This is a genomic window from Streptomyces sp. NPDC048560 (assembly GCF_040650955.1).
In the GTDB taxonomy this organism is placed as follows: domain Bacteria; phylum Actinomycetota; class Actinomycetes; order Streptomycetales; family Streptomycetaceae; genus Streptomyces.
The window spans coordinates 1,350,208-1,373,271 of sequence record NZ_JBEZIJ010000001.1; the positions used below are offsets into that span (position 1 = coordinate 1,350,208).

Annotated in this window: 24 protein-coding genes and 1 tRNA gene; 11 read left to right on the top strand and 14 right to left on the bottom strand. The window is 70.7% G+C overall.

What is annotated here, in order from left to right; all coding sequences use genetic code 11:
* The first annotated feature begins 67 nt into the window (after window positions 1-67).
* Window positions 68-1,069, top strand: coding sequence for a zinc-binding dehydrogenase (locus AB0C82_RS06120; RefSeq protein ID WP_362836709.1), 1,002 nt, complete (start codon window positions 68-70; stop codon window positions 1,067-1,069).
* Window positions 1,070-1,176: 107 nt separating this feature from the next.
* Here the strand turns inward: AB0C82_RS06120 and AB0C82_RS06125 are convergent, their stop codons facing one another.
* Window positions 1,177-1,653 carry a GNAT family N-acetyltransferase gene (locus AB0C82_RS06125; RefSeq protein ID WP_362836711.1) on the bottom strand — a complete coding sequence of 159 codons (477 nt, stop codon included), beginning with the start codon at window positions 1,651-1,653 and terminating at the stop codon, window positions 1,177-1,179.
* 202 nt (window positions 1,654-1,855) lie between these two features.
* Between AB0C82_RS06125 and AB0C82_RS06130 the strand changes: the two genes are divergently transcribed.
* Entirely contained in the window at window positions 1,856-3,256 is a 1,401-nt protein-coding gene (locus tag AB0C82_RS06130; RefSeq protein WP_362836713.1) for an FAD-dependent oxidoreductase, read from the top strand.
* A gap of 2 nt (window positions 3,257-3,258) precedes the next feature.
* Here the strand turns inward: AB0C82_RS06130 and AB0C82_RS06135 are convergent, their stop codons facing one another.
* The 3 genes from AB0C82_RS06135 to AB0C82_RS06145 all read right to left on the bottom strand — a co-directional run bounded on the left by AB0C82_RS06135 (window position 3,259) and on the right by AB0C82_RS06145 (window position 4,825).
* Window positions 3,259-3,816 (bottom strand): DUF1990 domain-containing protein, encoded by a 558-nt coding sequence (locus AB0C82_RS06135; protein WP_362836715.1) that lies wholly within the window; start codon window positions 3,814-3,816, stop codon window positions 3,259-3,261.
* A gap of 54 nt (window positions 3,817-3,870) precedes the next feature.
* Entirely contained in the window at window positions 3,871-4,032 is a 162-nt protein-coding gene (locus AB0C82_RS06140) for a hypothetical protein (protein WP_362836717.1), read from the bottom strand.
* 214 nt (window positions 4,033-4,246) lie between these two features.
* The gene (locus AB0C82_RS06145) at window positions 4,247-4,825 is read right to left on the bottom strand and encodes a TetR/AcrR family transcriptional regulator (protein ID WP_362836719.1); all 579 of its coding nucleotides are present in this window, start codon (window positions 4,823-4,825) and stop codon (window positions 4,247-4,249) included.
* Window positions 4,826-4,916: 91 nt separating this feature from the next.
* Between AB0C82_RS06145 and AB0C82_RS06150 the strand changes: the two genes are divergently transcribed.
* A complete protein-coding gene (locus AB0C82_RS06150; RefSeq protein ID WP_362836721.1) occupies window positions 4,917-5,363 on the top strand; it encodes a DUF1772 domain-containing protein in 447 nt (148 codons plus the stop codon).
* 216 nt (window positions 5,364-5,579) lie between these two features.
* Here the strand turns inward: AB0C82_RS06150 and AB0C82_RS06155 are convergent, their stop codons facing one another.
* Window positions 5,580-6,497 (bottom strand): NADP-dependent oxidoreductase, encoded by a 918-nt coding sequence (locus AB0C82_RS06155; RefSeq protein ID WP_362836723.1) that lies wholly within the window; start codon window positions 6,495-6,497, stop codon window positions 5,580-5,582.
* Between the two features lie 125 nt (window positions 6,498-6,622).
* On the opposite strand from AB0C82_RS06155, the gene AB0C82_RS06160 reads away from it, so the two are divergent.
* Window positions 6,623-7,072: a helix-turn-helix domain-containing protein gene (locus tag AB0C82_RS06160; RefSeq protein ID WP_362836725.1), complete on the top strand. Its 450-nt coding sequence runs from the start codon at window positions 6,623-6,625 to the stop codon at window positions 7,070-7,072.
* Between the two features lie 122 nt (window positions 7,073-7,194).
* Here AB0C82_RS06160 and AB0C82_RS06165 read toward each other — a convergent pair.
* Window positions 7,195-7,268 (bottom strand) — tRNA-Thr (locus tag AB0C82_RS06165).
* A 179-nt stretch (window positions 7,269-7,447) separates the two neighbouring features.
* Between AB0C82_RS06165 and ugpC the strand changes: the two genes are divergently transcribed.
* From ugpC to AB0C82_RS06180, 3 genes are all read left to right on the top strand, one after another.
* On the top strand, window positions 7,448-8,584 hold the full coding sequence (gene ugpC / locus AB0C82_RS06170; protein ID WP_362836727.1) for a sn-glycerol-3-phosphate ABC transporter ATP-binding protein UgpC: 1,137 nt from the start codon (window positions 7,448-7,450) through the stop codon (window positions 8,582-8,584).
* Between the two features lie 237 nt (window positions 8,585-8,821).
* Complete coding sequence (locus AB0C82_RS06175) at window positions 8,822-9,238, top strand: hypothetical protein (RefSeq protein WP_362836729.1); 417 nt, start codon at window positions 8,822-8,824, stop codon at window positions 9,236-9,238.
* Between the two features lie 35 nt (window positions 9,239-9,273).
* A complete protein-coding gene (locus tag AB0C82_RS06180) occupies window positions 9,274-9,993 on the top strand; it encodes a nucleotidyltransferase family protein (RefSeq protein ID WP_362836731.1) in 720 nt (239 codons plus the stop codon).
* Between the two features lie 105 nt (window positions 9,994-10,098).
* Here the strand turns inward: AB0C82_RS06180 and AB0C82_RS06185 are convergent, their stop codons facing one another.
* Complete coding sequence (locus AB0C82_RS06185) at window positions 10,099-11,697, bottom strand: DoxX family protein (protein ID WP_362836733.1); 1,599 nt, start codon at window positions 11,695-11,697, stop codon at window positions 10,099-10,101.
* Between the two features lie 161 nt (window positions 11,698-11,858).
* Between AB0C82_RS06185 and AB0C82_RS06190 the strand changes: the two genes are divergently transcribed.
* On the top strand, window positions 11,859-13,340 hold the full coding sequence (locus AB0C82_RS06190) for a hypothetical protein (protein WP_362836735.1): 1,482 nt from the start codon (window positions 11,859-11,861) through the stop codon (window positions 13,338-13,340).
* A 34-nt stretch (window positions 13,341-13,374) separates the two neighbouring features.
* Window positions 13,375-14,007 carry an NUDIX hydrolase gene (locus tag AB0C82_RS06195; RefSeq protein ID WP_362836737.1) on the top strand — a complete coding sequence of 211 codons (633 nt, stop codon included), beginning with the start codon at window positions 13,375-13,377 and terminating at the stop codon, window positions 14,005-14,007.
* A gap of 31 nt (window positions 14,008-14,038) precedes the next feature.
* Here the strand turns inward: AB0C82_RS06195 and rlmB are convergent, their stop codons facing one another.
* From rlmB to AB0C82_RS06220, 5 genes are all read right to left on the bottom strand, one after another.
* Complete coding sequence (rlmB, locus tag AB0C82_RS06200) at window positions 14,039-14,995, bottom strand: 23S rRNA (guanosine(2251)-2'-O)-methyltransferase RlmB (RefSeq protein WP_362836739.1); 957 nt, start codon at window positions 14,993-14,995, stop codon at window positions 14,039-14,041.
* A 106-nt stretch (window positions 14,996-15,101) separates the two neighbouring features.
* Entirely contained in the window at window positions 15,102-16,502 is a 1,401-nt protein-coding gene (gene cysS / locus AB0C82_RS06205; protein WP_362836741.1) for a cysteine--tRNA ligase, read from the bottom strand.
* A gap of 196 nt (window positions 16,503-16,698) precedes the next feature.
* Window positions 16,699-17,202 (bottom strand): 2-C-methyl-D-erythritol 2,4-cyclodiphosphate synthase, encoded by a 504-nt coding sequence (ispF, locus tag AB0C82_RS06210; protein ID WP_362836743.1) that lies wholly within the window; start codon window positions 17,200-17,202, stop codon window positions 16,699-16,701.
* On the bottom strand, window positions 17,192-17,956 hold the full coding sequence (ispD, locus tag AB0C82_RS06215) for a 2-C-methyl-D-erythritol 4-phosphate cytidylyltransferase (protein ID WP_362836744.1): 765 nt from the start codon (window positions 17,954-17,956) through the stop codon (window positions 17,192-17,194). The genes ispF and ispD overlap by 11 nt, the downstream gene beginning before the upstream one ends.
* Window positions 17,957-18,246: 290 nt before the next feature.
* Window positions 18,247-18,729, bottom strand: a complete 483-nt coding sequence (locus AB0C82_RS06220; protein ID WP_006380568.1) for a CarD family transcriptional regulator — start codon at window positions 18,727-18,729, stop codon at window positions 18,247-18,249.
* A gap of 573 nt (window positions 18,730-19,302) precedes the next feature.
* Here AB0C82_RS06220 and AB0C82_RS06225 point away from each other — a divergent pair.
* Window positions 19,303-19,974, top strand: coding sequence for a DUF461 domain-containing protein (locus AB0C82_RS06225; protein WP_362836746.1), 672 nt, complete (start codon window positions 19,303-19,305; stop codon window positions 19,972-19,974).
* A 202-nt stretch (window positions 19,975-20,176) separates the two neighbouring features.
* Here the strand turns inward: AB0C82_RS06225 and AB0C82_RS06230 are convergent, their stop codons facing one another.
* Window positions 20,177-20,857 carry a response regulator transcription factor gene (locus AB0C82_RS06230; protein WP_014047499.1) on the bottom strand — a complete coding sequence of 227 codons (681 nt, stop codon included), beginning with the start codon at window positions 20,855-20,857 and terminating at the stop codon, window positions 20,177-20,179.
* Window positions 20,854-22,116 carry an ATP-binding protein gene (locus AB0C82_RS06235; protein WP_362836748.1) on the bottom strand — a complete coding sequence of 421 codons (1,263 nt, stop codon included), beginning with the start codon at window positions 22,114-22,116 and terminating at the stop codon, window positions 20,854-20,856. Before AB0C82_RS06235 ends, AB0C82_RS06230 begins: the two co-directional genes overlap by 4 nt.
* 201 nt (window positions 22,117-22,317) lie before the next feature.
* On the opposite strand from AB0C82_RS06235, the gene phoU reads away from it, so the two are divergent.
* A complete protein-coding gene (gene phoU, locus AB0C82_RS06240) occupies window positions 22,318-23,001 on the top strand; it encodes a phosphate signaling complex protein PhoU (RefSeq protein ID WP_362836749.1) in 684 nt (227 codons plus the stop codon).
* Window positions 23,002-23,064: the final 63 nt, after the last annotated feature.

Here is a 23,064-nt window from a genome sequence, read left to right on the forward strand (position 1 = left end):
CGACGACCGGGAAGCAGTCGGATCCGACGCGTCGACACCACCACCGACACAGAACCGGGGAGACCTCATGCACGCCATCCGCCTCCACGCCTTCGGCCCCGCCGAGAACCTCACGTACGAGCGGACGCGGGACCCCGTACCCGCCCACGGCCAGGTCCGGATCGCGGTCGCCGCGGCGGGCGTGCACCTCCTCGACACCGCCCTGCGCGAGGGCATGACCGGCCCGTACCCGGCCCCCGTGGAGCTGCCCACGATCCCGGGGCGCGAAGTCGCCGGAACCGTCGAATCGCTCGGCGGGGGAACCGATCCCAGCTGGCTCGGCAAGCGCGTCGTCGCCCACATCGGCATGGCGCCGGGCGGGTACGCCGAACTGACCGTCGTCGACGCCGACAAGCTGCACGAGATCCCGGCCGGCCTCGGCGAGGCGGAGGCGGTCGCCATGATCGGGACCGGGCGCACCGCGATGGGCATCGTCCAGTTCACCGAGCTCGGCCCCGGCTCCGTGGCGATCGTCCCGGCCGCCGCCGGCGGCATCGGCACCCTGCTCGTGCAGTACGCCAAGAACGCCGGGGCCACCGTCATCGGCCTCGCCGGCGGCCCCGCCAAGGTCGCGGCGGTCCGGGCGAACGGCGCGGACCTCGCGGTCGACTACACCCTCCCCGACTGGCCCCGCCAGGTCCGCGGCTACCTCGACGCGCTGGGCCGCGGTGCCACGGTCGTCTACGACTCGGTGGGCGGGGCAACCGCCCGCGCCGCCGTGGACCTCCTCGCCGAGGGAGGTCAGCACATCGTCTTCGGCTGGTCGGGCGAAGGGATCCTCGCGGGCCAGGCCCTCACCTTCACCCCGGAGGAGCTCGCCTCACGCGGCATCACCTCGGAGAGCGTGCTCGGCCCCGTCATGCTGGAGAAGGCGGGCGGCCTGCGCGCCCTGGAGGAGCGCGCCCTCACCGAAGCGGCTGCCGGCCGGCTTCGCCCCGCGGTCCAGCGCCACCCGCTCGCGGATGCCGCCGCCGCCCACCGCGCTCTGGAGAACCGCGGCACGACGGGCAAGGTCGTCCTGGTCCCGTAGCACCGGGGGGCCCGCGCGACGGGCCGGCAGCCCGGATGACGGGCAGCCCCCGACCGGACGGCCCGACCGGACGGCCCGGCCGGACGCAGCCCGTACGACCGCGTACGTCACCTACCGCCGAGCTCCGCCAGCGCACCGTCCGTCAGCCGGTAGACCGTCCACTCGTCCTGCGGCCGGGCACCCAGGGACTCGTAGAAGGCGATGGACGGTGCGTTCCAGTCGAGGACCGACCACTCCAGGCGCTCGTAACCCCGCTCCGCGCAGATCCGCGCCAGCTCCGTGAGCAGCGCCTTCCCGTGACCGCCGCCGCGCCGCTCGGGGCGCACGTACAGGTCCTCCAGGTAGATGCCGTGCACCCCGCGCCAGGTGGAGAAATTGAGGAACCACAGCGCGAACCCGACGACCTCACCGTCCTCGTCGGACACGGCGATGTGCGCGTACGCGGCGGGCCGCTCACCGAACAGCGCCTCGTGCAACTGCTCCTCGGAGGCGTTGGCCTCGTGCAGGGCCTTCTCGTAATCGGCCAGCTCACGGACCATGGCGTGGATGGCGGGGACATCGGCGGGGGTAGCGGTACGAATCATGGGGGCAGCGTAAACACTCGCCCCTGGAACACTCGCACGGATTACCGCCCCACCAGCCGTACCGGCGCACACACGCCGTACCGACCGGCCTCGCCCGCTACCCCCTCGTACGCGCACCGCCCCGGCGCGATGCGCGACGGGCCTCCGCGCAGTAACGTCCCCGCACAGAAGCTCGGCTGAACACCGGACAAGCAGGGGAAACATGAGCACCGTCAGTACCGTCAACGGCGGCATATCGTTCTGGTACGCGCAGGAGGGCACCCCCGCCCCCCGCGAACCGCTGCCCGGCGACATGAGCGCCGACGTCTGCATCGTCGGCGGCGGATACACCGGACTCTGGACGGCGTACTACCTCAAGAAGGCCGTCCCCTTCCTCAACATCACCGTCCTGGAAGCCAAGTTCTGCGGCTACGGCGCCTCCGGGCGCAACGGCGGCTGGCTGTACAACGGCATCGCCGGCCGCGACCGCTACGCGAAGCTCCACGGCCACGACGCGGCCGTCCGCCTCCAGCAGGCGATGAACGACACCGTCGACGAAGTCGTCCGGGTCGCCGCCGAGGAGGACATCGACGCGGACATCCACCGGGGCGGCGTCCTCGAGGTCGCGTACACACCCGCCCAGCTCGCCCGCCTCAAGGCGTTCCACGCCGTCGAGATCGCCTTCGGCGAGAAGGACCGCGTCCTGCGCGGCGCCCGCGAGACCGCCGAACGCATCAGGATCACCGGAGCCGTCGGCTCCACCTGGTCCCCGCACGGCGCGCGCCTGCACCCCGTCAAGCTGGTCAAGGGGCTCGCCGACGCCGTCGAGGCCCTCGGCGTCACGATCCACGAGTCGACCCCGGTCACCGAGATCAAGCCGAAGCACGCCATCACCCCGTACGGCACGGTCCGCGCCCCCTACATCCTGCGCTGCACCGAGGGATTCACCGCCAACCTCAAGGGCCAGAAGCGCACCTGGCTCCCCATGAACTCCTCCATGATCGCCACCGAACCGCTCCCCCGGTCCGTGTGGGACACCATCGGCTGGGAAGGCCGCGAAACCCTCGGCGACATGGCGCACGCCTACATGTACGCCCAGCGCACCGCCGACGACCGCATCGCGCTGGGCGGCCGGGGCTTCCCGTACCGCTTCGGCTCCGCCACCGACAACGACGGGCGCACCCAGCCCGCCACGATCGAGGCCCTGCGCGACCTGCTCGTCCGCTTCTTCCCCACCACGGCGGGTGTCCGCATCGACCACGCCTGGTCCGGCGTGCTCGCCGTCCCCCGCGACTGGTGCGCCACGGTCACCCTGGACCGCTCCACCGGCCTCGGCTGGGCGGGCGGTTACGTCGGCTCCGGCGTGGCCACCACCAACCTCGCGGCCCGCACCCTGCGCGACCTGATCCAGCAGGACTCCGGCCAGGCGGGCCCCACCGAGCTGACGGCCCTGCCCTGGGTCAACCACAAGGTCCGCCGCTGGGAGCCGGAGCCCTTCCGCTGGCTCGGCGTGCACGGCATGTACGCGGCCTACCGCACGGCCGACCGCCGCGAGACGACGTCCCCCCGCCCCGGCACGGACCCCCTGGCCAGGGCGGCGGACCGGATCGCGGGCAGGCACTGAGGTCAGCGGCGCCGCGCTTCGCCGCCCCGGAGCGCGCGCCGGTAACGGCCGCGGTACACCCGCTGCGCCACCAGCAGCAGCGGGAACAGCCCCCTCCACACGCCCCCGGGCGCCCGGCTCGTCAGTGACCGCAGGGTCAGGGTCACCCGGCCGTCCGGGCTCCGGCTCACGACGAAGGCCTCCTCGCCGGAGACCGGGTGGCCCGGCAGGGTGCCGTACGCGAATCCGCACCGGTCGGGTGTGTCGACGACGGCGACGACCCGGACCGGCTCGTGCACGGCGAGCGGGCCCCAGGCCGCCGTGATGCGGTACTCGGCGCCTTCGGACACCCGCTCACCGGCAGCTCCCACCGGCGTGACACCGAAGCCGCTCCGCCGCTTGATCCCCCACCGCAGCACGGCCTCGGACGCCGCCCGCCAGTCGTCGTCCCCGTGGCCGATGACGACGGACCCCTCGTAACGCCGGTAGCCCGCCACCCCGCCCACCCAACGTTCCGCACCCGGACACGTCGCACCGGCCGGAGCGTAGGTGAGGGCGCCCACGGGGCTGTCCGAGGACATGAGAACTCCTGTCAGAGGGCGGTGGATCACGGCGGAAGCACGGGCGGGAGACGCTCAGAGACCGTCCAGCACGTTGTTGACCAGGTCGACGACCCGGTACTTCACCTGGTGCCACCGGCTGCAGTACCGCTTCGGCCGCCACCAGCGGCCCTGCTTGATCGGCCGTTTGCACCACTTGCACGGCTTCAGCCGCAGCTTGACGTCCGTTCCCCCCATGCCGCGACCTTAGCGGCCCTCCGTAAAGCCCAGCAGAACCGGGCGCGCGCCGGGGCCGGCGACCTGTGGGAGGAGACGGACGTGGGACACCCGACCACGGGTCGCAGCGTGCCCGGCGCCGCCGACGCTTCCGCGACAACCAGAAGTCCCGGCTCGGAGCGCATCCGAGCCGGGGCCTTGTTGGACCAGCGGCGGAGCCCGACGGGACGGGGTGTCAGACCACGGCGAGCCGGTCCACCAGCAGTTCCACCCTCTGCGCGGCGTCCTCCGGCAGCAGCCGTCCCGCCCGGGTCAGGGTCGCCAGGCCGTGCAGGGACGCCCAGAACACCTCGGTGAACAGCCCCGGATGGACGCCGTCCCCGGCGACCTCGCCGAGAGTCTCCAGCAGGGCGGCGAAGGCGTCCTTCAGCGGCTCCGGGGTGTCCTCGTCCGCGAAGGCCAGGCCGCCGTCGAGCTGGAACAGGGCGTCGTAGACCGCCGGGTTGCGGGCGGCGAAGTCGAGGTAGGCGCGGGCCAGGGCGGTGACCCGCTCGCGCGGGCCGTCCTCGGCGAGGGTCGCGGCACGCACGGCCGCGGCGATCTCCGCGGCGCCTTCGAGGGCGACGGCGCCGATGATCTCGCGCTTGCCGCGGAAGTGGCTGTAGAGGACGGGCTGGCTGTACTCGATGCGCTCGGCGAGCCGACGGGTGGTGACCGCGTCCCAGCCCTGCTGCTCGGCGATTTCGCGGGCCGTCGCCACGATGAGGCGCTCGCGCTCCGCCCGTTCGCGCTGCTTGCGTTCCTGTACCGACATGATCCGACCCTAGCACCGCTAGACAATCGAGCGGCAGCAGTACTAGCGTTGCATCAACACCTAGCGGCGCTAGATCCCAGGAGGGGTCATCATGCTCAACGCACTCGAGGTCATCACCACCGTGGTCGTCGGCGTGATGGTGGGGGTGGAGTTCTCCGTCGCCTTCGTCATCAACCCGATCCTCAACGCACTCCCCGAGGACAGCGGCCAACTCGGCCGCGCGCACGGAGGCAGGATGCTCGGCGCCCTCATGCCGGTCTGGTACATCGGCTCGCTCGTCCTCGTCACGGTCTGGGCCACCACCGGATGGCACCACCACGGCACCGGCCTCGTCGTCACCGCCGGCGCGCTGCTGATCCTCAGCGTGATCATGTCGCTCCTGCTGCTCGTCCCGATCAACAACCGGAGCAAGACGTGGACCCCCGACAACCGGCCCGAGGACTGGAAGGAGCAGATGAACCGCTGGGACCGCTTCCACTACGTCCGCGTCGCCGTCATCATCGCCGCCTTCGCCCTGCTCGTCACCGCCCTCGCCTGAGCCCGCGGGCCGGCACCACGCCGGCCGCACCACCCCCACTCCCCAGGCGGCATCCGACAACCGGAATCCCGACATCCGGGATGCGGCTGCCACTCAGATCCCACGCCGATGTTGGTCGCAGCCGAGGGCCGGCTGCGCAGCAGGGGCCGGCCCCCGGCGTTCGAGGCTTCCGGCGGGCAGGTGCCGGTGATCGCGGCCGACGGCGCGCCGGGCGGGTCAGGGGCAGATGATGTAGCGGCCTCGGAGGCCGCCCTTGGCGGTGGCCCGGTGGGCGTCGGCGGCCTGGTCCAGGGGGACGACCGCGTGGACGCGGGCCGGCAGTCCGCCAGCGGCGGCGCGGGCGAGGAGGTCGACCAGTCGGGTGCGGTCGGAGGCGGTGACCACGGAGGTGACCGAGATTCCGCGCTCGGTGGGGGGTTCGAGGCCGGGCCGCAGGCCGACGTAGGCGCCGCCGTCGCGGACCAGCCCGAGGGCCTGGTCATTGAGTTGTGCGGGGTCGACGACCGCGTCCCATCCCGGCGCGGCGTGCGAGGTGAAGTCGGCCCCGAGTCCGCGGACGAACTCCTCGTCGCCGGCGCGGGCGAGCCCGGTCACCTGCCAGCCGCGTTCCCGGGCGAGGACGGTGACGTTCGCCCCGACCGCCCCCGCGGCGCCGGTCACCAGCAGCCGGCCGGCCCCCGCCGGCGCGTCGCCGAGCAGGTCGACGACCTGCGCAGCGGCCAGCCCGTTGAGGGGGACCGTGGTCGCGGCCAGCAGGTCCAGCCCGTCGGGGACCAGGGCGACGTCGGCCGCCGCGACCATGATCTGCTCGGCGTATGTGCCGTAGTCGCGGTCGAATCCGGCCACCAGACCGGCCACCCGGGTGCCGACGGCCAGCTCGGCGCCCGGCCCGGCCGCGTCGACGACGCCGGCGAACTCCCAGCCCAGGCCGGTGTGTTCGGGCTGCTGCACCATCCCGATCGCGTGGAAGAAGCCCGCTGCGACGCCGAGGTCGGCGGGGTTGACCGTCGCCGCGGCGATGGCGACGCGGATCTGGCCGGGGCCGGGCTCGGCGACGGGCACCTCGATGATCTCGATCGAGTCGGGCCCGCTCGGGACGCGGACGACGGCGGTGCGGAAAGTGGCAGCACTCATGGCTTTTGTTCCCTTGCGGTGGGTGATCGCTCGCTTCCGAACTCCATGCTGCTTTCGTTAACCTCCTGACGACAGAAGGCACTTGAAGGTGCGTATGCCACCGCCGGGTACCGAAGGAGCGATCGATGCCGACGCAGACGGCGGCCCAGCAGCGGGCCGAGGAGAAGACGAGCTACAACGCGTTCATGGCGGGCTGCCCCAGCCGTCAGCTGCTCGAACGGATCTCCGACAAGTGGGTCGCGCTGATCCTCGCGGCGCTCGGCAGCGACGGCCCGCACCGCCCCGGGGTCGACCACGAGGACGGCCCCCGGCCGATGCGCTACTCCGAACTGTCCCGCCGGCTCGCGGGCGCCAGCCAGAAGATGCTCACCCAGACCCTTCGCTCCCTCGAAGGCGACGGCCTGGCCACCCGGACCGTCACGCCCACCGTGCCCGTCACCGTCACATACGAGCTCACCGAACTCGGCCTGTCGCTGAACGGCGTCATGGCCGGCCTCAAGGACTGGGCCGAAACACACATGACCGACGTACTGGCCCACCGCGCGGAACACCACCGCGCCGCAGCCGAACTCTGAGCTTGCTGCCTGAACGGCTCTCCGCTCACGCAAGCCACCCACGGCGCCCCGGCCGGCGACGCGTCATGCCCCCGAGCAAGCGAAAAGGCCAGGTCACGGGCTATGTGACCTGGCCTTCGCGGAGCCCCCTATCGGATTCGAACCGATGACCTACGCATTACAAGTGCGTTGCTCTGGCCAGCTGAGCTAAGGAGGCATTCCGGAGCAGTGTAACCAACGACGCGGCCTGGACCGGACGGGATATTCGAGTGTTCTGGACTACTGACAGATTCGAAATGGCCAGGTAGCGTCGCGGAAGGTTCACTCCGGTGGACCACACCACTCCCATACTCGGATCGTCCGGCACGTTCCTGCCGGTTGAGGAGAAGTATCGCCATGGCTTCAGTCACGTTCGACAAGGCGTCCCGCGTCTACCCCGGCTCCACCAAGCCCGCGGTGGACCAGCTCGAGATCGACATCGAGGACGGCGAGTTCCTCGTCCTCGTCGGCCCCTCCGGCTGTGGCAAGTCGACCTCCCTGCGCATGCTCGCGGGTCTCGAGGACGTCAACGGCGGCGCGATCCGCATCGGTGACCGCGACGTCACGCACCTGCCGCCCAAGGACCGGGACATCGCCATGGTGTTCCAGAACTACGCGCTCTACCCGCACATGTCCGTCGCGGACAACATGGGCTTCGCGCTCAAGATCGCCGGCGTGAACAAGACCGAGATCCGGGCGAAGGTCGAAGAGGCCGCCAAGATGCTCGACCTCACCGAGTACCTGGACCGCAAGCCGAAGGCGCTCTCCGGTGGTCAGCGCCAGCGTGTGGCGATGGGCCGCGCGATCGTGCGTGAGCCGCAGGTCTTCCTCATGGACGAGCCGCTGTCGAACCTCGACGCCAAGCTCCGTGTCTCCACCCGTACGCAGATCGCCTCCCTGCAGCGCCGCCTGGGCATCACCACGGTGTACGTCACCCACGACCAGGTCGAGGCCCTCACCATGGGTGACCGCGTCGCGGTCCTCAAGGACGGTCTCCTCCAGCAGGTCGACTCGCCGCGCAACATGTACGACCGCCCCGCGAACCTCTTCGTCGCCGGCTTCATCGGCTCCCCCGCGATGAACCTCATCGAGGTCCCGATCACCGACGGTGGCGTGAAGTTCGGCAACAGCGTCGTCCCGGTCTCGCGCGCGGCCCTCAGCGCCGCAGCCGACCGCGGTGACACGACCGTCACGGTCGGCATCCGTCCGGAGCACTTCGACATCGTCGAGCACGGTGGCGCGGCCGCGAGTGCCCTCACCAAGGACTCGTCCGACGCCCCGGCCGGCCTCGCCGTCTCGGTCAACGTCGTCGAGGAGCTCGGCGCCGACGGCTTCGTCTACGGTTCCTCCCGCGTCGGCAGCGAGGTCAAGGACCTGGTCGTCCGCGTCGGCGGCCGCGCCGTTCCGGAGAAGGGCACCGAGCTGCACGTCGTGCCGCGCCCGGACGAGCTGCACGTCTTCGCGACCTCGACCGGTGAGCGCCTCACCGACTGACGTCGCCCCTGACACAGCGAACCGCACGGCCCCCGCACCCCGTATCGCCCGGGCGCGGGGGCCGTTTGCGTGGTGCGTGATGTTTGGGGTTTCGATCTCGACCGAGGCCAAATACCCCGGCACATCGGGCATTTCGCCCACATTCGTCAACCCGTGATTCGAAAAGACTCCTCGAACCATCCCTCGCGAGGGTGACGAAATGTCGCCAAATCATCACTGACCGCTACGCTCGCCTGCGTGACCCACACCGCGCGCCGCATCGGCCGAACTCTCGCTCTCGTCCTGCCTGTCGTCATGGTCCTCTCCGGGACCCTCGCGGTGACCCGCGTGCCGTGGGCGGCGGCCAACCCCGAGTCCCAGCTGCTGACCGCGGCATCGGAGACCCTGTCCAAGCAGCCCGCCAAGGCCCGTACGCCGCAGGACGTTCTGCGCGACAAGCTGCTCGTCGAGCTCCAGGAGAAGGACCCGGCCGTCGCGCTGACGGGCCTCCAGCGCGCCGTCGAGGCCCGCCCCACCCTCGCCCGGCACTGCATGTCCATCGCCAAGGCGCTGGGCAAGGCCGCCGTCGAGCAGTACGGCCCGACGCGCGCCCACCGCTTCTCCCGCCCGGTCTGCGACACCTCGTTCGCCTCGGGTGTCGCCCAGTTCAGCTGACCGCCGACGCGCGGGCGCGGCATATCGTGCCTCGCATGCATACGTATCCGACACAGGCCGTCATCCTGGCGGGTGGCCAGGGCACGCGGCTTCGCCCGTACACCGATGACCGCCCCAAGCCGATGGTCGAGATCCCCGGAACGGGGACCCCGATCATCGGCCATCAGCTGTCCTGGCTGGCCGCCGAGGGCGTCACCGACGCCGTGGTCTCGTGCGGCCATCTCGCCGAGGTGCTCCAGGAGTGGCTGGCCTCGGCCGTCCTCCCGCTCAACGTGACGACGGTCGTCGAGACCGAGCCACTGGGGCGCGGCGGCGGCCTCAAGTACGCCGCCGCACGGCTGCCGGACCCGGATCAGCCCTGGTACGCCTCCAACGGCGACATCTGGACGCGCTTCTCGCTGCGCGAGATGGCCGCCTTCCACGCCGAACGCGATGCCACCGCCACCCTGGCCCTCGCCCGCCCCCGGATTCCGTGGGGCGCCGTGGAGACGGACGCGTTCGGGCACATCACCGACTTCATCGAGTCGCCGCCCTCCCCGTATCTGATCAACGCGGGTGTGTACGTCTTCTCCCCGACGTTCACCACGCTGCTGCCCGAGCGGGGCGACCACGAGCGGACGACGTTCCCCGGACTGGCCCGCGAGCGCCGCCTCGCCGGGTACCCGCTGCCGCACGGGGCCTACTGGCGGGCGATCGACACCGCGAAGGACCTCACCGAGGCGGCCAGGGAACTCGGGGCCCACACGAGCGGATAACGGCTCCCACGGGTACGTAGCGGCAGACACAGGAGGGGCGTTCACCGGATGTCCGGTGAACGCCCCTCCTGTCCGTGCGCTGTGGTGCCGCTGTACGTCCCGTCCTCAGCCGAGCAGGCCGCCGATCGGGTTGCGGCCACCGCCGCCGCTGGTGCCGCCGCCGGTGGTGCCGCCGTCCGTACCGCCCGTGGAGCCACCCGTGCCGCCGGTGCCGGCGGCGCCGGACGACGTCGGCCCGGCGCTGGTCGTCGGGGGCGCCTCCTGCGGAGTGGTCTGCTGCGGGGGCGCCTCCTGCTGGACGGCTCCCTGCGTCTGGCTGGGCTGTCCCGCTCCGGCAGCCGACCCGGACTCGCGGACGGTGCCCGCGCCCGGCGTCGTCTGCGCGGCCGAAGGCGTCGCGGCAGCGCTGGAGCTGGACGGCGCGGGCCGCCGCTCCTCCGGCGTACGGGACGCCTGGCGCTTGCCGGTGGACTCCTGCGGAAGCGGGGAGCCGGGAAGCTGGTTCGTCGGGTAGTCGTGCGGGCCCGGCACGGTCACGACCTCGCTGGAGCGGACCGCGCCGCCCAGCAGGGAGCCGACCAGCAGGGTCAGACCGACGACGACGGTGGCGACGACCGTGCCGCGACGCAGCACACGGCCGCGCAGGTCCCAGATCGTGGACCGCGGGCCGAGCTTGCGCCAGGCCTCTCCCGCGAGACGTCCGTCGACCGAGTAGACCGGTGCGCCCGCGATGATCAGTGGGCTCCAGGCGGCGAGGTAGATGATGTCGGGCGCGTCGTAGACGGCGACGGTGCGCCAGCTGACCGTGACCAGGAGGGCCGCGGAGAGCAGGGCCCCGACCGAGGCGGCGACACGCTGCCAGAGGCCGAAAACAGTCAGCACTCCCACGACCACCTGAAGGAAGGCGACGGTGAGTCCGGCGCCGACGGGGTGCGAGAGCGCGAAGTCGCGGAGCGGTTCCGCGAGGGCCCACGGGTGCAGCGAGGTCAGCCACTTGACCATCGAGCCCCGGTCACCACCGTCGAAGTAGACGGGGTCGCAGAGCTTGCCCATGCCCGCGTAGATGGTGATGAAGCCGAGGAAGACGCGCATCGGGAGCAGGACGACCCCGAGGTTCATCCGGCGGCCCGGGTAATAGGCGTGCCGGACGGCGTCGTTGCCCTGGCGCCGCTCCTGCGCGGAGCCGTCGGCCTCCTCCTCGTCGTACCGGTCGCGCGGACCGGTGTCGACCGTGTCGTACGCGCCGACCGCCTGCCGCATCGGGGGCAGCAGAGGTCCACCGCGTCCCCGGTCGGGCTGCGGGGCGATCAGTACGGGGTTGGGCTGCGTCTCTTCGAGGCGCGGGATGACCTGCGTGGCGCCCGCCGCGTGCCCGCCGGTGAGCTCTGCGCCGAGCCCTCCCTCGAGCCGGCCCGCGGTGGAGTTCCGTACCGCCTGGAGGAGTCCGCCGGCACCGGGATCACCCGGCTCGGACCTTCCGCTCCAGACGACGGGCGCCCTCCTGCGACGGCCGGCGGCACCGCTCATGGCAGGAATCCGGGCCGTGTCGGCGGTGCCGCCGACCAGCCGCGCACGCTGTCCCGGGGCGAGCTGCACCCGGAAGCTGGCGTGATTGACGATGACCTGCGCGGGGTCGCAGTCCACCTTGGTCATGCTCAGGGCGGGTTGGTCGTCGAACCGAGGCGTTCTGGTGTCCACACTCATCTAACCGAGTGATGTGTGTTTAGGACACTGCCTTGACGCACCCGAAGTGTCCGAGACCCGTCAAGATCCGGCCATTCTCCGTTCCCTGGGAACCTTTGTTCAGGTACCGGGCGTCAACTAGCCCTGGTGTGCCGACTATTCACCTACGGGGACAGGGATACATGGCCGGACAGTTGCTGACCTTCAAGGACCTCACCAGATACCCGGTGATGGCGCAGGCTCTGGACAACCAGTGGCTGCCCGGAGACCTGGCCGCGGCCCGGCAGCGGGCCGGCGCCCCGCCCGGCCGTTCACCCGACGACGTGGCGGCCTCCTCTGCCGAACTGCGGCGGGCCCTGGTGAACAGCGGCACCCTGGTGGTCAACCGGGCGTACTTCCTCAACAACGAGGCCGTGTACGCCAACTACCTGCCCGACGCCGAACCCTCCGAGCGGCAGGCCTTCGTACGGCTGCTGAACGACCAGGCGCTCGTCCCCTTCCTGTACACGGAACGCGACCCGGCGGCACGGTTCGCCTGGACGTACGACGAGCAGGTCCACCGCGCCTGGGGACGACTGCTCGCCGACGACGCGGAACCGACGCTGGTCCGCTTCGACTGGGACGACGAGGCCAACCGCGAGGCGACCGCGGAGGTCAGCCAGTTCTTCTCCCGCCAGCTGCCCACGCTCCCGCGGCTCCACGAGGCCCCGCTGAGCAAGCAGTTGAACATCTCCGTCAAGCTGGCCCGGGCCATGAAGGAGGGCATCCTCACCGACATCGCCGTATGGGCGGTCCGGCAGGACCTGTACACCCCCATCACGCGGGAGACCGTGTACCGGGAGTTCCTGACCCGGCCCGGCACCGAGGTGCGGCACGGGCTGCTGCGGGAGGGCAAGCACATCGTGCCCGCCAAGCAGCTGATCGACCTCCTGTACAACCTGGGTGTCCCGAAGGCGAGCAGGATCACCGCGCTGACTCCCCCGGGCTCGCCGCCCAGGTCGACGCTCCAGGAACTGCGGGACGACGTCCGTCCGCAGGAGACCGATCCGGAGTCGATCGGCCTCCTCCTGCGGGACGTCTTCGCCGACGCCCTGCACCGCGCGGTCGACGGGCCCAACTCCTACGGCTCGCTGTCCCTCGCGGACGTGGCACGGCTGCGCACCACGGAGGAGTGGCACTCCTACGTGGACTCACTGGACTCCTTCGTCCTCGGCAGCTTCCGCGACGGCCGGATGCCCTCCCCGCAGGAGTTCCGCTCGGGCACCGCCGACGTGGCCAGGCTGCACCGCGGCATGTTGCGGGCGGCGCGCAAGGTGAGCGGGGGCGGGCTGGGCTTCCAGCGTGAGATGAAGGTGGCGCTGGTCCTGGAGTCCACGGGCATCGCGCTTCAGGTGACCGCGGGCGAGGAGGTGTCGCTGCTGGCCGGATCGCTCCAGCTGGCGACGGCCTTCGCGGGGGCGCTCAGTATGAGGCTGGAGTTCTTCGACCGGAGCGGCAGCGGAGCCCGCAGCGGGCTCGGGCATTCCCTGACATTGCCCTCGCTCCAACTGGGCAGTGTCAAGAGGGACTGGGCGAAGATCCTCAAGGCGTACGGAGGCCGGATCGAGGAGACGGGCACACAGCCGCCCAGGCACCAGGCCGATCAGCAGTCGCCGTTCGCGTGAGCGACGGCGGGTCCAAGGGGAGCACGACAGACCTATGAGCACCGAGCACTACGAGCAGCTGCGCGCGGAGCGCCCCGACCTGTTCCGCAACGAGCCCGGAGGCATCGAGATCCTCACCGATCCCGACGCGGTCTCGGCGGCGGGCGGCGTGCTCTACCAGGACCCGTACGTCCTGCTCGTCCGTGATCCCGTGCGCTTCCCGGACGGGACGGAGGGGACGTACATCCGCTCCCTGAGCCCCACCGCGGAGCAGGGGTGCGTGGTGCTCCCCCTGCTGGACGGCGACGTGGTGCTCATCGAGCACTTCCGCCATGCGACGCGCTCATGGCACTGGGAGGTGCCGCGCGGCTTCGGCACGGCAGGCCTGTCCGACGAGGAGAACGCGGCGAAGGAACTCCGGGAGGAGATCGGTGCCGTGCCCGACGAGGTGATTCCGCTCGGCGAGGTGCATCCGGACACCGGTACGACGGGTGATCACGTGTCGCTGTTCGCCGCCCGGATCAGCGGGACGGGCCCGCTGGACGGGGCGGAGGGCATCCGCCGGTGCCTCACCGTGCCGTTCGCGGAGGCGGAGGCCATGGTGGGCGACGGCCGGATCACCGACGCGTTCACCATCGCGGTACTGATGCGGGCACGGCTGGCAGGGGTGGCGGGCGGGGCGCGCTGAAGCCGCCCCGCCCGGCCGGACCCGGAAGGGGTCACGCCCGGCGGCGCGCCACCTCGTACAGCACGATGCCGGCCGCGACGCCGGCGTTCAGGGACTCGGCGCCGCCCGGCATCGAGATCCGCACGCGGTAGTCACAGGTCTCGCCGACGAGCCGGCCGAGGCCCTTGCCCTCGCTGCCGATCACGATGACGACCGGACCCGCCAGGGCCTCCAGGTCCTCGACCGTGTGCTCGCCGTCGGCCGCCAGGCCCACGACCGTGATCCCGGCCTTCTGGTAGCCCTCCAGGGCCCGCGTCAGGTTGGTGACACGGGAGACCGGGGTGCGGGCCGCCGTACCGGCGGACGACTTCCAGGCACCGGCGGTCATTCCGGCCGCGCGGCGCTCGGGCACGACCACGCCGTGGCCGCCGAACGCGGACACGGAGCGGACGATGGCACCGAGGTTGCGCGGGTCGGTGACGCCGTCGAGGGCGACGATCAGCGGGTCCTCGCCGTTGTCGTACGCGGCGGCGGTGAGGTCCTCCGGGTGCGCGTACTCGTACGGCGGGACCTGGAGGACGAGGCCCTGGTGGTTCAGGCCGTTCGTCATCCGGTCGAGCTCGGGGCGCGGGGCCTCCATCAGGTTGATGTTGCCGCGCGCGCCGGCGAGCTGGAGCGCCTCGCGCACCCGCTCGTCGTTGTCGATGTACTGCTGGACGTAGAGCGTGGTCGCCGGGACACCGTCGCGCAGCGCCTCGAACACCGGGTTACGGCCCACGACCATCTCGGACGCGCCCTTGGCCCCGCCGCGGCGGGGAGCCGGACGACGGACGGCGGCGTGCTTGGCCTTGGCGGTGGCGATGCGGTTCTTCTTGTGCTTCTTACGGGCTTCGGCGGGCGGCGTCGGTCCCTTGCCTTCGAGACCACGGCGTCGCTGACCACCGCTGCCGACCTGCATGCCCTTCTTGTTGGACGTGCGGCGGTTCCTGCGCTGGCTGTTCCCGGCCATGACCTACCTGTTTCGTTGCTTCAGAAATATGTCTTCAAGTGAAAGTGTGCCGCCCGGAACCCCGGGCGGCACATTTGCGCCGGTCAGACCGGTGCGGAGGAGCCTGCTAGCGCGGCCCGAGGGTCCATCGGGGACCGTTGGGGCTGTCCTCGATGACGAGACCGGACTGGTTGAGCTGGTCGCGGATCGCGTCGGCGGCGGCCCAGTCCTTGCGGTCGCGTGCCGACTGACGCTGATCGAGAACGAGACGTACGAGGGTGTCGACGACGCCGTGCAGATCCTCGCCGCGGTCGCTCTCGCCCGCCCAGTGCGGGTCGAGCGGGTCGAGGCCGAGGACTCCGAGCATGGCACGTACCTCAGCGAGGCGGGCCACGGCGGCTTCCTTGTCGTCGGCTGCGAGGGCGGAGTTGCCCTGGCGGACCGTGGTGTGGAGGATCGCCAGCGCCTGCGGGACGCCCAGGTCGTCGTCCATCGCCTCGGCGAACGCGGGCGGCACCTCGGTGGCGGGCTCGACGGTCTCCCCCGCCTTCTCGGTGACGCGCTGCACGAAGCCCTCGATCCGCGCGAACGCGGACTCCGCGTCGCGCAGTGCCTCCTCGCTGTACTCGATCATCGACCGGTAGTGCGGGGTGCCGAGGTAGTACCGCAGCACGATGGGGCGCCAGGCGCCGACCATCTCGCTGACCAGCACGGAGTTGCCGAGCGACTTCGACATCTTCTCGCCGGCCATGGTGACCCAGCCGTTGTGCACCCAGTAGTTCGCGAACGTGTCGCCGTACGCCTTGGCCTGGGCGATCTCGTTCTCGTGGTGCGGGAAGATCAGGTCGAGGCCGCCGCCGTGGATGTCGAAGGCCGCGCCCAGGTACTTGTGCGCCATGGCGGAGCACTCCAGGTGCCAGCCGGGACGGCCGCGGCCCCACGGCGTCTCCCAGCTGGGCTCACCGGGCTTGGTGGCCTTCCACATGGCGAAGTCGCGCTGGTCCCGCTTACCGGTCTCGCCCTCGCCCGACGGCTGGCGCAGATCGTCCAGCTCCTGGTTGGAGAGCTCCAGATAGCCGGGGTACGAACGCACGTCGAAGTAGACGTTGCCGTCGGACTCGTAGGCGTGACCGCGCTCGATGAGACCGCGCATCATCTCGACCATCTCGGTGATGTGGCCGGTCGCGCGCGGTTCGTACGTGGGCGGGAGGCAGCCGAGCGCGTCGTAACCGTTGTTGAACGCGCGCTCGTTCTCGTACCCGATCGACCACCAGGGGCGGCCCTGTTCGGCCGACTTGTTGATGATCTTGTCGTCGATGTCGGTGACGTTGCGGATGAACGTGACGTCGTAGCCGCGGTATTCGAACCAGCGGCGCATGATGTCGAAATTCAGGCCCGATCGGATGTGCCCGATGTGGGGAGCGGCCTGCACGGTCGCGCCACAGAGGTAGATCGAGACACAGCCCGCTGTGAGCGGAACGAAATCACGGATCTTCCGGGCGCTGGTGTCATGCAGGCGAATAGTCACTCCTCAAGGGTAGTGGGCCCACGGCAGTGCGCGTGCCCCTGGCGGGCGTTCCGTTATGCCCGGTCCTCGGGCGCCGGTTCCGTCCAGCCGGGCCGGACGGGCCGCGGTGCTGCGCCCCGGCCAGGTCCGGACCGCCCGAACCGGCCCAGGACCGGAGCGGGCCGCCCCGGTCCGGACGACCCGGGACCGCGCTCCGTCAGGCCGGTACGCGGTACACCAGCGCTGTCGCGATGCCCGCAAGACCCTCGCCGCGGCCGGTGAAGCCGAGGCCGTCGGAGGTGGCGGCGGAGAGGGAGACCGGGGCGCCGACCGCCGCGGCCAGGACCTTCTGGGCCTCCTCGCGGCGCTTGCCGATCTTCGGCCGGACGCCGACGACCTGCACGGCCACGTTGCCGATCTCGTACCCCGAGGACCGCACGATCCGCGCCGCCTCGGTGAGCAGCGTGACGCCCGAGGCTCCCGACCACTCGGGGCGCCCCGTACCGAAGTGACGGCCGAGGTCGCCGAGGCCCGCAGCCGAGAACAGCGCGTTGCAGGCCGCGTGGGCGACCACGTCCGCGTCGGAGTGGCCGGCCAGGCCCGGGCCCTCGCCCTCCCACAGCAGCCCCGCGCACCAGAGGTCGCGGCCCTCCTCGAACGCGTGGATGTCGGTCCCGATCCCGACCAGGGGAATCACGGGAGCGGGGGAATCAGAACGCATCGTTCGCCCTCCGGCGCGCGAGAACCGCTTCGGCCAGCAGCAGGTCGAGCGGCCGGGTCACCTTGAACGCCTCTTCGTGCCCCGGTACGACGACGACCTGCACCCCGAGCTGCTCCACCATGCCCGCGTCGTCGGTGGCACCTTCGCCGTCGACGGCCACGGCCGCGTGGGCGCGGACCAGCGTCTCGCGGTCGAAGCCCTGCGGCGTCTGCACCGCGCGCAGCCTGGCGCGTACGGGAGTGGCGAGCACCGGTTCCGGCTCACCCGGGGCCCCCGGCTCGACCTCCTTGACGGTGTCGGCGAGCGGCAGGGCGGGGACGACGGCGGGTGCCCCGTCGCGTACGGCCTCGACCACCGCGTCCACGGTGTCGACCGGGACGAGCGGGCGCGCCGCGTCGTGGACGAGGACGACGGCGATGTCGGCGGGCAGTGCGTCGACGCCGATCCTGACCGATTCCTGGCGGGTCTCACCGCCGGGCACGACGAGGTAGTCGGTGCGCTCGGGCAGGGAGTGCTCGTCGAGGAGGTTCTTCACCTCGGGCGCGCCGTCCGGCGGGGCGACCACGACGACCAGGCTCACGGCGCGGGACGCCGCCATGGCCCGGACTGCGTGGATCAGCATCGGGGTCCCGCCGAGGGCGCGGAGCGCCTTGGGCGCGCCCGGTCCGAGACGCACGCCCCGGCCGGCTGCGGGAATCACCGCGGCGGTGCGGGGAGGGCGCGATTCGTCGGGCGTCGGTGACATCGGTGACATCGGTAGCACTCCGAAGCTTCGGCAGGTTTGTTTCCACGGCCGACATGGGTATGGCCCCAGCGAGCCGGGCGGGACGCTTGACTTGACCGGGCCCCTTCCGTGACACCTGGTCGAACAAGCCTCACCGGCCGCTCAATGCGCGCGCATGGCTGAATTGAGCTGGTGAAGAACGGCTGATTAAAGGCACCACATTTGGAGCCGAACATGCCGCAGCGCCCGGCGACACAGCGTAAATACGGCTGGTCAGCGGGCACCGCGGCACATTATTCATACGACCGGTGCGATCCGGTTCAGGACGCGAGGACCTCGTCGAGCAGAGCCTCGGCCTTGTCCTCGTTCGTGTTCTCCGCGAGTGCGAGCTCACTCACCAGAATCTGGCGGGCCTTGGCGAGCATGCGCTTTTCACCTGCGGAGAGACCGCGCTCGCGCTCACGACGCCACAGGTCACGCACGACTTCCGCGACCTTGATGACATCGCCGGAGGCGAGCTTCTCGAGATTTGCCTTGTAACGCCGGGACCAGTTCGTCGGCTCTTCGGCGTACGGTGCGCGCAGCACCTCGAAGACCCGGTCCAGTCCCTCTTGCCCGACCACGTCGCGCACTCCGACGAACTCCGCGTTGTCCGCCGGTACACGAACCGTCAAGTCACCCTGGGCGACCTTGAGCACCAAGTAGGTCTTGTCCACGCCTTTGATCTGGCGAGTCTCAATAGCCTCGATCAGCGCGGCCCCGTGATGGGGATAGACCACGGTGTCGCCAACCTTGAACGTCATGTGACAGGTACCCCTTCCGTGGCTATCCAGAGTAACACGAGAACAGCATCTCCTGAATGGCGTTTTCGCAGGTCAGGGCATATCTCGGGGCTTGACAACAGCAACAGGAACGTGCTGCGGAAGGCTTCCGGAACGCGGTATTCGCAGGTCGGAGCGGCTGTGCGGCCGAGGTGAAACACAGCCGTCACACCTGTCGGAACCTGTTCCGAAGGTGGCGAACGTCCCGTTTTGCCGGATTCCAGATGATGAACTTTCCCTAGTCCGTTCGGACATCGATCACCCGTACGGACGTAAGTGGTCGATGGTCAATGAAATTGATCATCGACCCCACGCGTTCGGCGCGCGTGAGGATTATGTGCGCGGAATGCGTCGCGCCCCGGAAATTGATCACCGGGGTTATGCGAACGGGGGATGAATCGGCGCGGGCACGGCCCGCAGGTCGTGCCCGCTCGCCGTAGGAGGCGGGTCGGGTGCGGGACGGGGAGCCCGGCTCGGTAACCTGAGCGCGCTGACACACACTTAGGGCGGCTTTACGCCGCTCGCCCTCCGATCGTTCAAGGAGTTGCCGCCGCCGTGAGCCGCAGCCTTCGACACGGCGCCCTCGCCGCCACTGCCATCGTGTTCTCGATCGCCTCGATGTCCGCGTGCAGCGCGGGCAACGACGCACAGACGCTCCAGGTCAGGCCGGACAACGCAGCCACTGCCGTGGACAACATCAAGATCCAGAACGCGAACGTCATCACCCAGCCCGAGCACGGCGCCGAGGGTCCGGCCGTCGTCTCCGCCCTGGTGTTCAACAACGGCACCAAGAGCGAGACTCTTGAGGCCATCACGCTGTCGGGCAGCAACACCCCGGTGAAGCTGCACGCCGCCAAGGGCAGCGGCCCGGTCGTCGTACCGGCCGGCGGCTCGGTCCTGCTCGGCGGGAAGGGCAACGCCGCCGCCGTGATCGAGAGCGGCCACGAGGCCACTCGCAACGGGGACGTCCAGACGGTCGTCTTCAAGTTCAGCGAGACCGGTGACGTCGAGCTGGGTGCCTCCGTCGTCCCGGCGACCAGCTTCTTCAAGGGCTTCGGCCCGAGCTCGCTACCCGCGCAGGCCAAGCCCACGCCCACCCAGCCGGCTTCGCCCGCCGCGTCCGGTACGCCGGGCGCCGCGTCCGGTACGCCCACGGAGCCGGTGCCCGGTGCGACGACCCCGGCCGCCGACGCGTCCGCCTCGGAGACCACGGCGACGGGTCACTGACCCTTCGTACGTACATGTGAAAAGGGGCGCCCCCCGGCAGGGAGGCGCCCCTTTCACGTACGGCTTCGTTCAGCTGTCGGTCAGCGGCCGGGCGCGTATCCGTGCCCCGGTCAGCGGGCCGGGCTCGGTATTAGCGCCCCGGTCAGCGGGCCGGGGTCGGTATCCGTGCCCCGGTCAGCGGGCCGGGGGTGTCCGTGCCGGTTTACGGCTCGAACTTGTAGCCCAGGCCACGGACCGTGACCAGGTAGCGCGGCGCCCCGGGGTCCGGCTCGATCTTGGCGCGGAGCCGCTTGACGTGGACGTCGAGGGTCTTGGTGTCGCCGACGTAGTCCGCGCCCCAGACCCGGTCGATCAGCTGCATACGGGTCAGTACGCGGCCCGCGTTGCGCAGCAGCATCTCCAGCAGGTCGAACTCCTTCAGCGGCAGGTCGACCTTGCCGCCGGAGACGGTGACCACGTGCCGGTCCACGTCCATCCGCACCGGGCCCGCCTCCAGGGCGGCCGGTGTGACCTCCTCCGGCTCACCGCGGCGGCGCAGGACCGCACGGATGCGGGCGACCAGCTCGCGCGAGGAGAAGGGCTTGGTCACGTAGTCGTCGGCTCCTATTTCCAGCCCGACGACCTTGTCGATCTCGCTGTCCTTGGCGGTCACCATGATCACCGGAACGTTGGACCGGACGCGCAGCTGGCGGCAGACCTCGGTACCGGGCAGGCCCGGCAGCATCAGGTCCAACAGGACGAGGTCGGCGCCGTTGCGCTCGAACTCGTCGAGTCCGTCGGGGCCGGTCGCCGCGATGGCGACCTCGAAGCCTTCCTTGCGGAGCATGTAGGACAGGGCGTCGCTGAAGGATTCCTCATCCTCGACGACAAGCACTCGGGTCACGGAAGAGCCTCCGGGGCAGGGAATGGTTCAAAGGAGTCGGTCTCGAACGGTGCCTCGTCGTCGCCGTTGACGATAAGCGGTCCGCCGGTGGTGCGCTCCCGTACGACGCCCGATTCGGGCAGTCGCAGGGTGAAGGTGGAGCCCTGACCCTCGGAGCTCCAGACCGTGACCTCCCCGCCGTGCGAGGCGGCCACGTGCTTGACGATGGCGAGGCCGAGACCGGTGCCACCGGTGGCCCGCGACCGGGCCGGATCGACGCGGTAGAACCGCTCGAAGACCCGCTCGCGGTCCTTCTCGGAGATGCCGATGCCCTGGTCGGTCACGGCGATCTCGATCAGATCCCCGCCTGGTGCCACGATGCGGCGGGCGGCGATCCCGACGCGCGTGCGGGCGGGGCTGTAGTTGACGGCGTTCTCGACGAGATTGCCGAGAGCCGCGGCGAGCTGCCCGCGGTTTCCCCATATGAAGAGGTCCGCGGTTCCGCCCGAGGCCATGGTGATCTGCTTCGAGCCGGCCTGTTGCCGGCAGCGGTCGATGGCCTCGTCGACCAGTTCGTCCACGCGGACGGGCTCCGCGTCCTCCAGCGGGTCGTCGTTCTGCACCCGCGAGAGGTCGATGAGTTCCTGTACGAGGTTGGTGAGCCGGGTCGCCTCGATCTGCATCCGTCCGGCGAACCGCTCCACCGCCTCCGGATCGTCCGAAGCGTCCATGACGGCCTCGGAGAGCAGGGAGAGCGCGCCGGTGGGAGTCTTGAGTTCATGGCTGACGTTGGCGACGAAGTCACGTCGTACCGCCTCTATGCGGCGGGCTTCGGTGAGGTCCTCGACCAGCAGCAGCACCAGGCGGGAGCCCAGCGGTGCGACCCGGGCGGAGACGGCGAGCGCCTCGCCACGGCCCGTACCGCGCCGGGGCAGGTCCAGCTCGACCTGGCGTATCTCGCCGTCCCTGCGGGTGTCCCTGGCCATGTGGAGCATGGCGTCGACGGAGAGCCGGCCGCCGCGGACCAGACCCAGCGCGTACGCGGCGGAACTGGCCTTGACGACGCTGTCGCTCTCGTCGAGGACCACGGCGGACGAGCTGAGTACGGAGAGGACGGTGTCCACTCCGGGGGGCAGTGCTGCGTTGCTGTCGGGCCGCAGGGACGTGCGCGTGGGTCTGTTCTGTTCGCGCTCGCTCCAGCGGAACGCCAGCATGGCGATCACACCGGTCAACAACCCGGCGATCGCGGCAGCTGCGGCGACCGCCGCGTTCACGTCCATGCTTCAAGGTTATGCGGGGTGGACAACTCCCTCCCAGCCATCCGGGTGCCATCTCGAACACTCGTCGCCCAGAGTTCACCGAGGAGCAAGTACCGGTTCACTTCCGCGGTCGGATCCCGACGCGTTCCCCCCGCACCGTGGGAGCGTGGGGGTCGGTCCAAGAGACCCCGGCCTCAGTAAGGAAACTGGAGAGGGACTTCCATGCGCGACGCTTACCACGAGGAACTCGACTCGATCGGCGAGGGCCTGGTCGAGATGGCCCGGCTCGTCGGATCCGCGATCGGGCGGGCCACCACGTCCATGCTCGACGCCGACCTGAAGCTCGCGGAGAGCGTCATCGCCGCGGACCAGAAGGTCGACGACCTGCAGCACGACCTGGAGGCACGCGCCATCGCGCTCCTCGCCCGCCAGCAGCCCGTGGCGACCGATCTGCGGATCGTCGTCACCTCGCTGCGGATGAGCGCCGACCTGGAGCGCTCGGGCGACCTCGCCCAGCACGTCGCCAAGCTGGCACGGCTGCGTTTCCCGCAGTCGGCGGTGCCGCACGACCTGCACGCGACCATCCTGGAGATGGGCCAGCTGGCACAGCGCCTGATGGCGAAGGCCGCCGAGGTCATCATCACGAAGGACGTCGACCTGGCGCTCCAGCTGGAGCAGGACGACGACGAGATGGACCTGCTGCACCGCACGCTGTTCCAGCACCTGATGGACGACCGCTGGAAGCACGGCATCGAGACGGCCGTCGACGTGACGCTGCTCGGGCGCTATTACGAGCGCTTCGCCGACCACGCGGTGTCGGTGGCCAAGCGGGTCGTCTACCTCGTCACCGGCGAGCACGCCGACGACCTCCAGGCTTCGACTCCGGGTCCGGTGGAGAGCGCGTAGCTCCCGCGCTCCCCCCGTGCACCCTGCCGGGTGCGCGGGTCGCACACGTGTTCTGCATGTGTG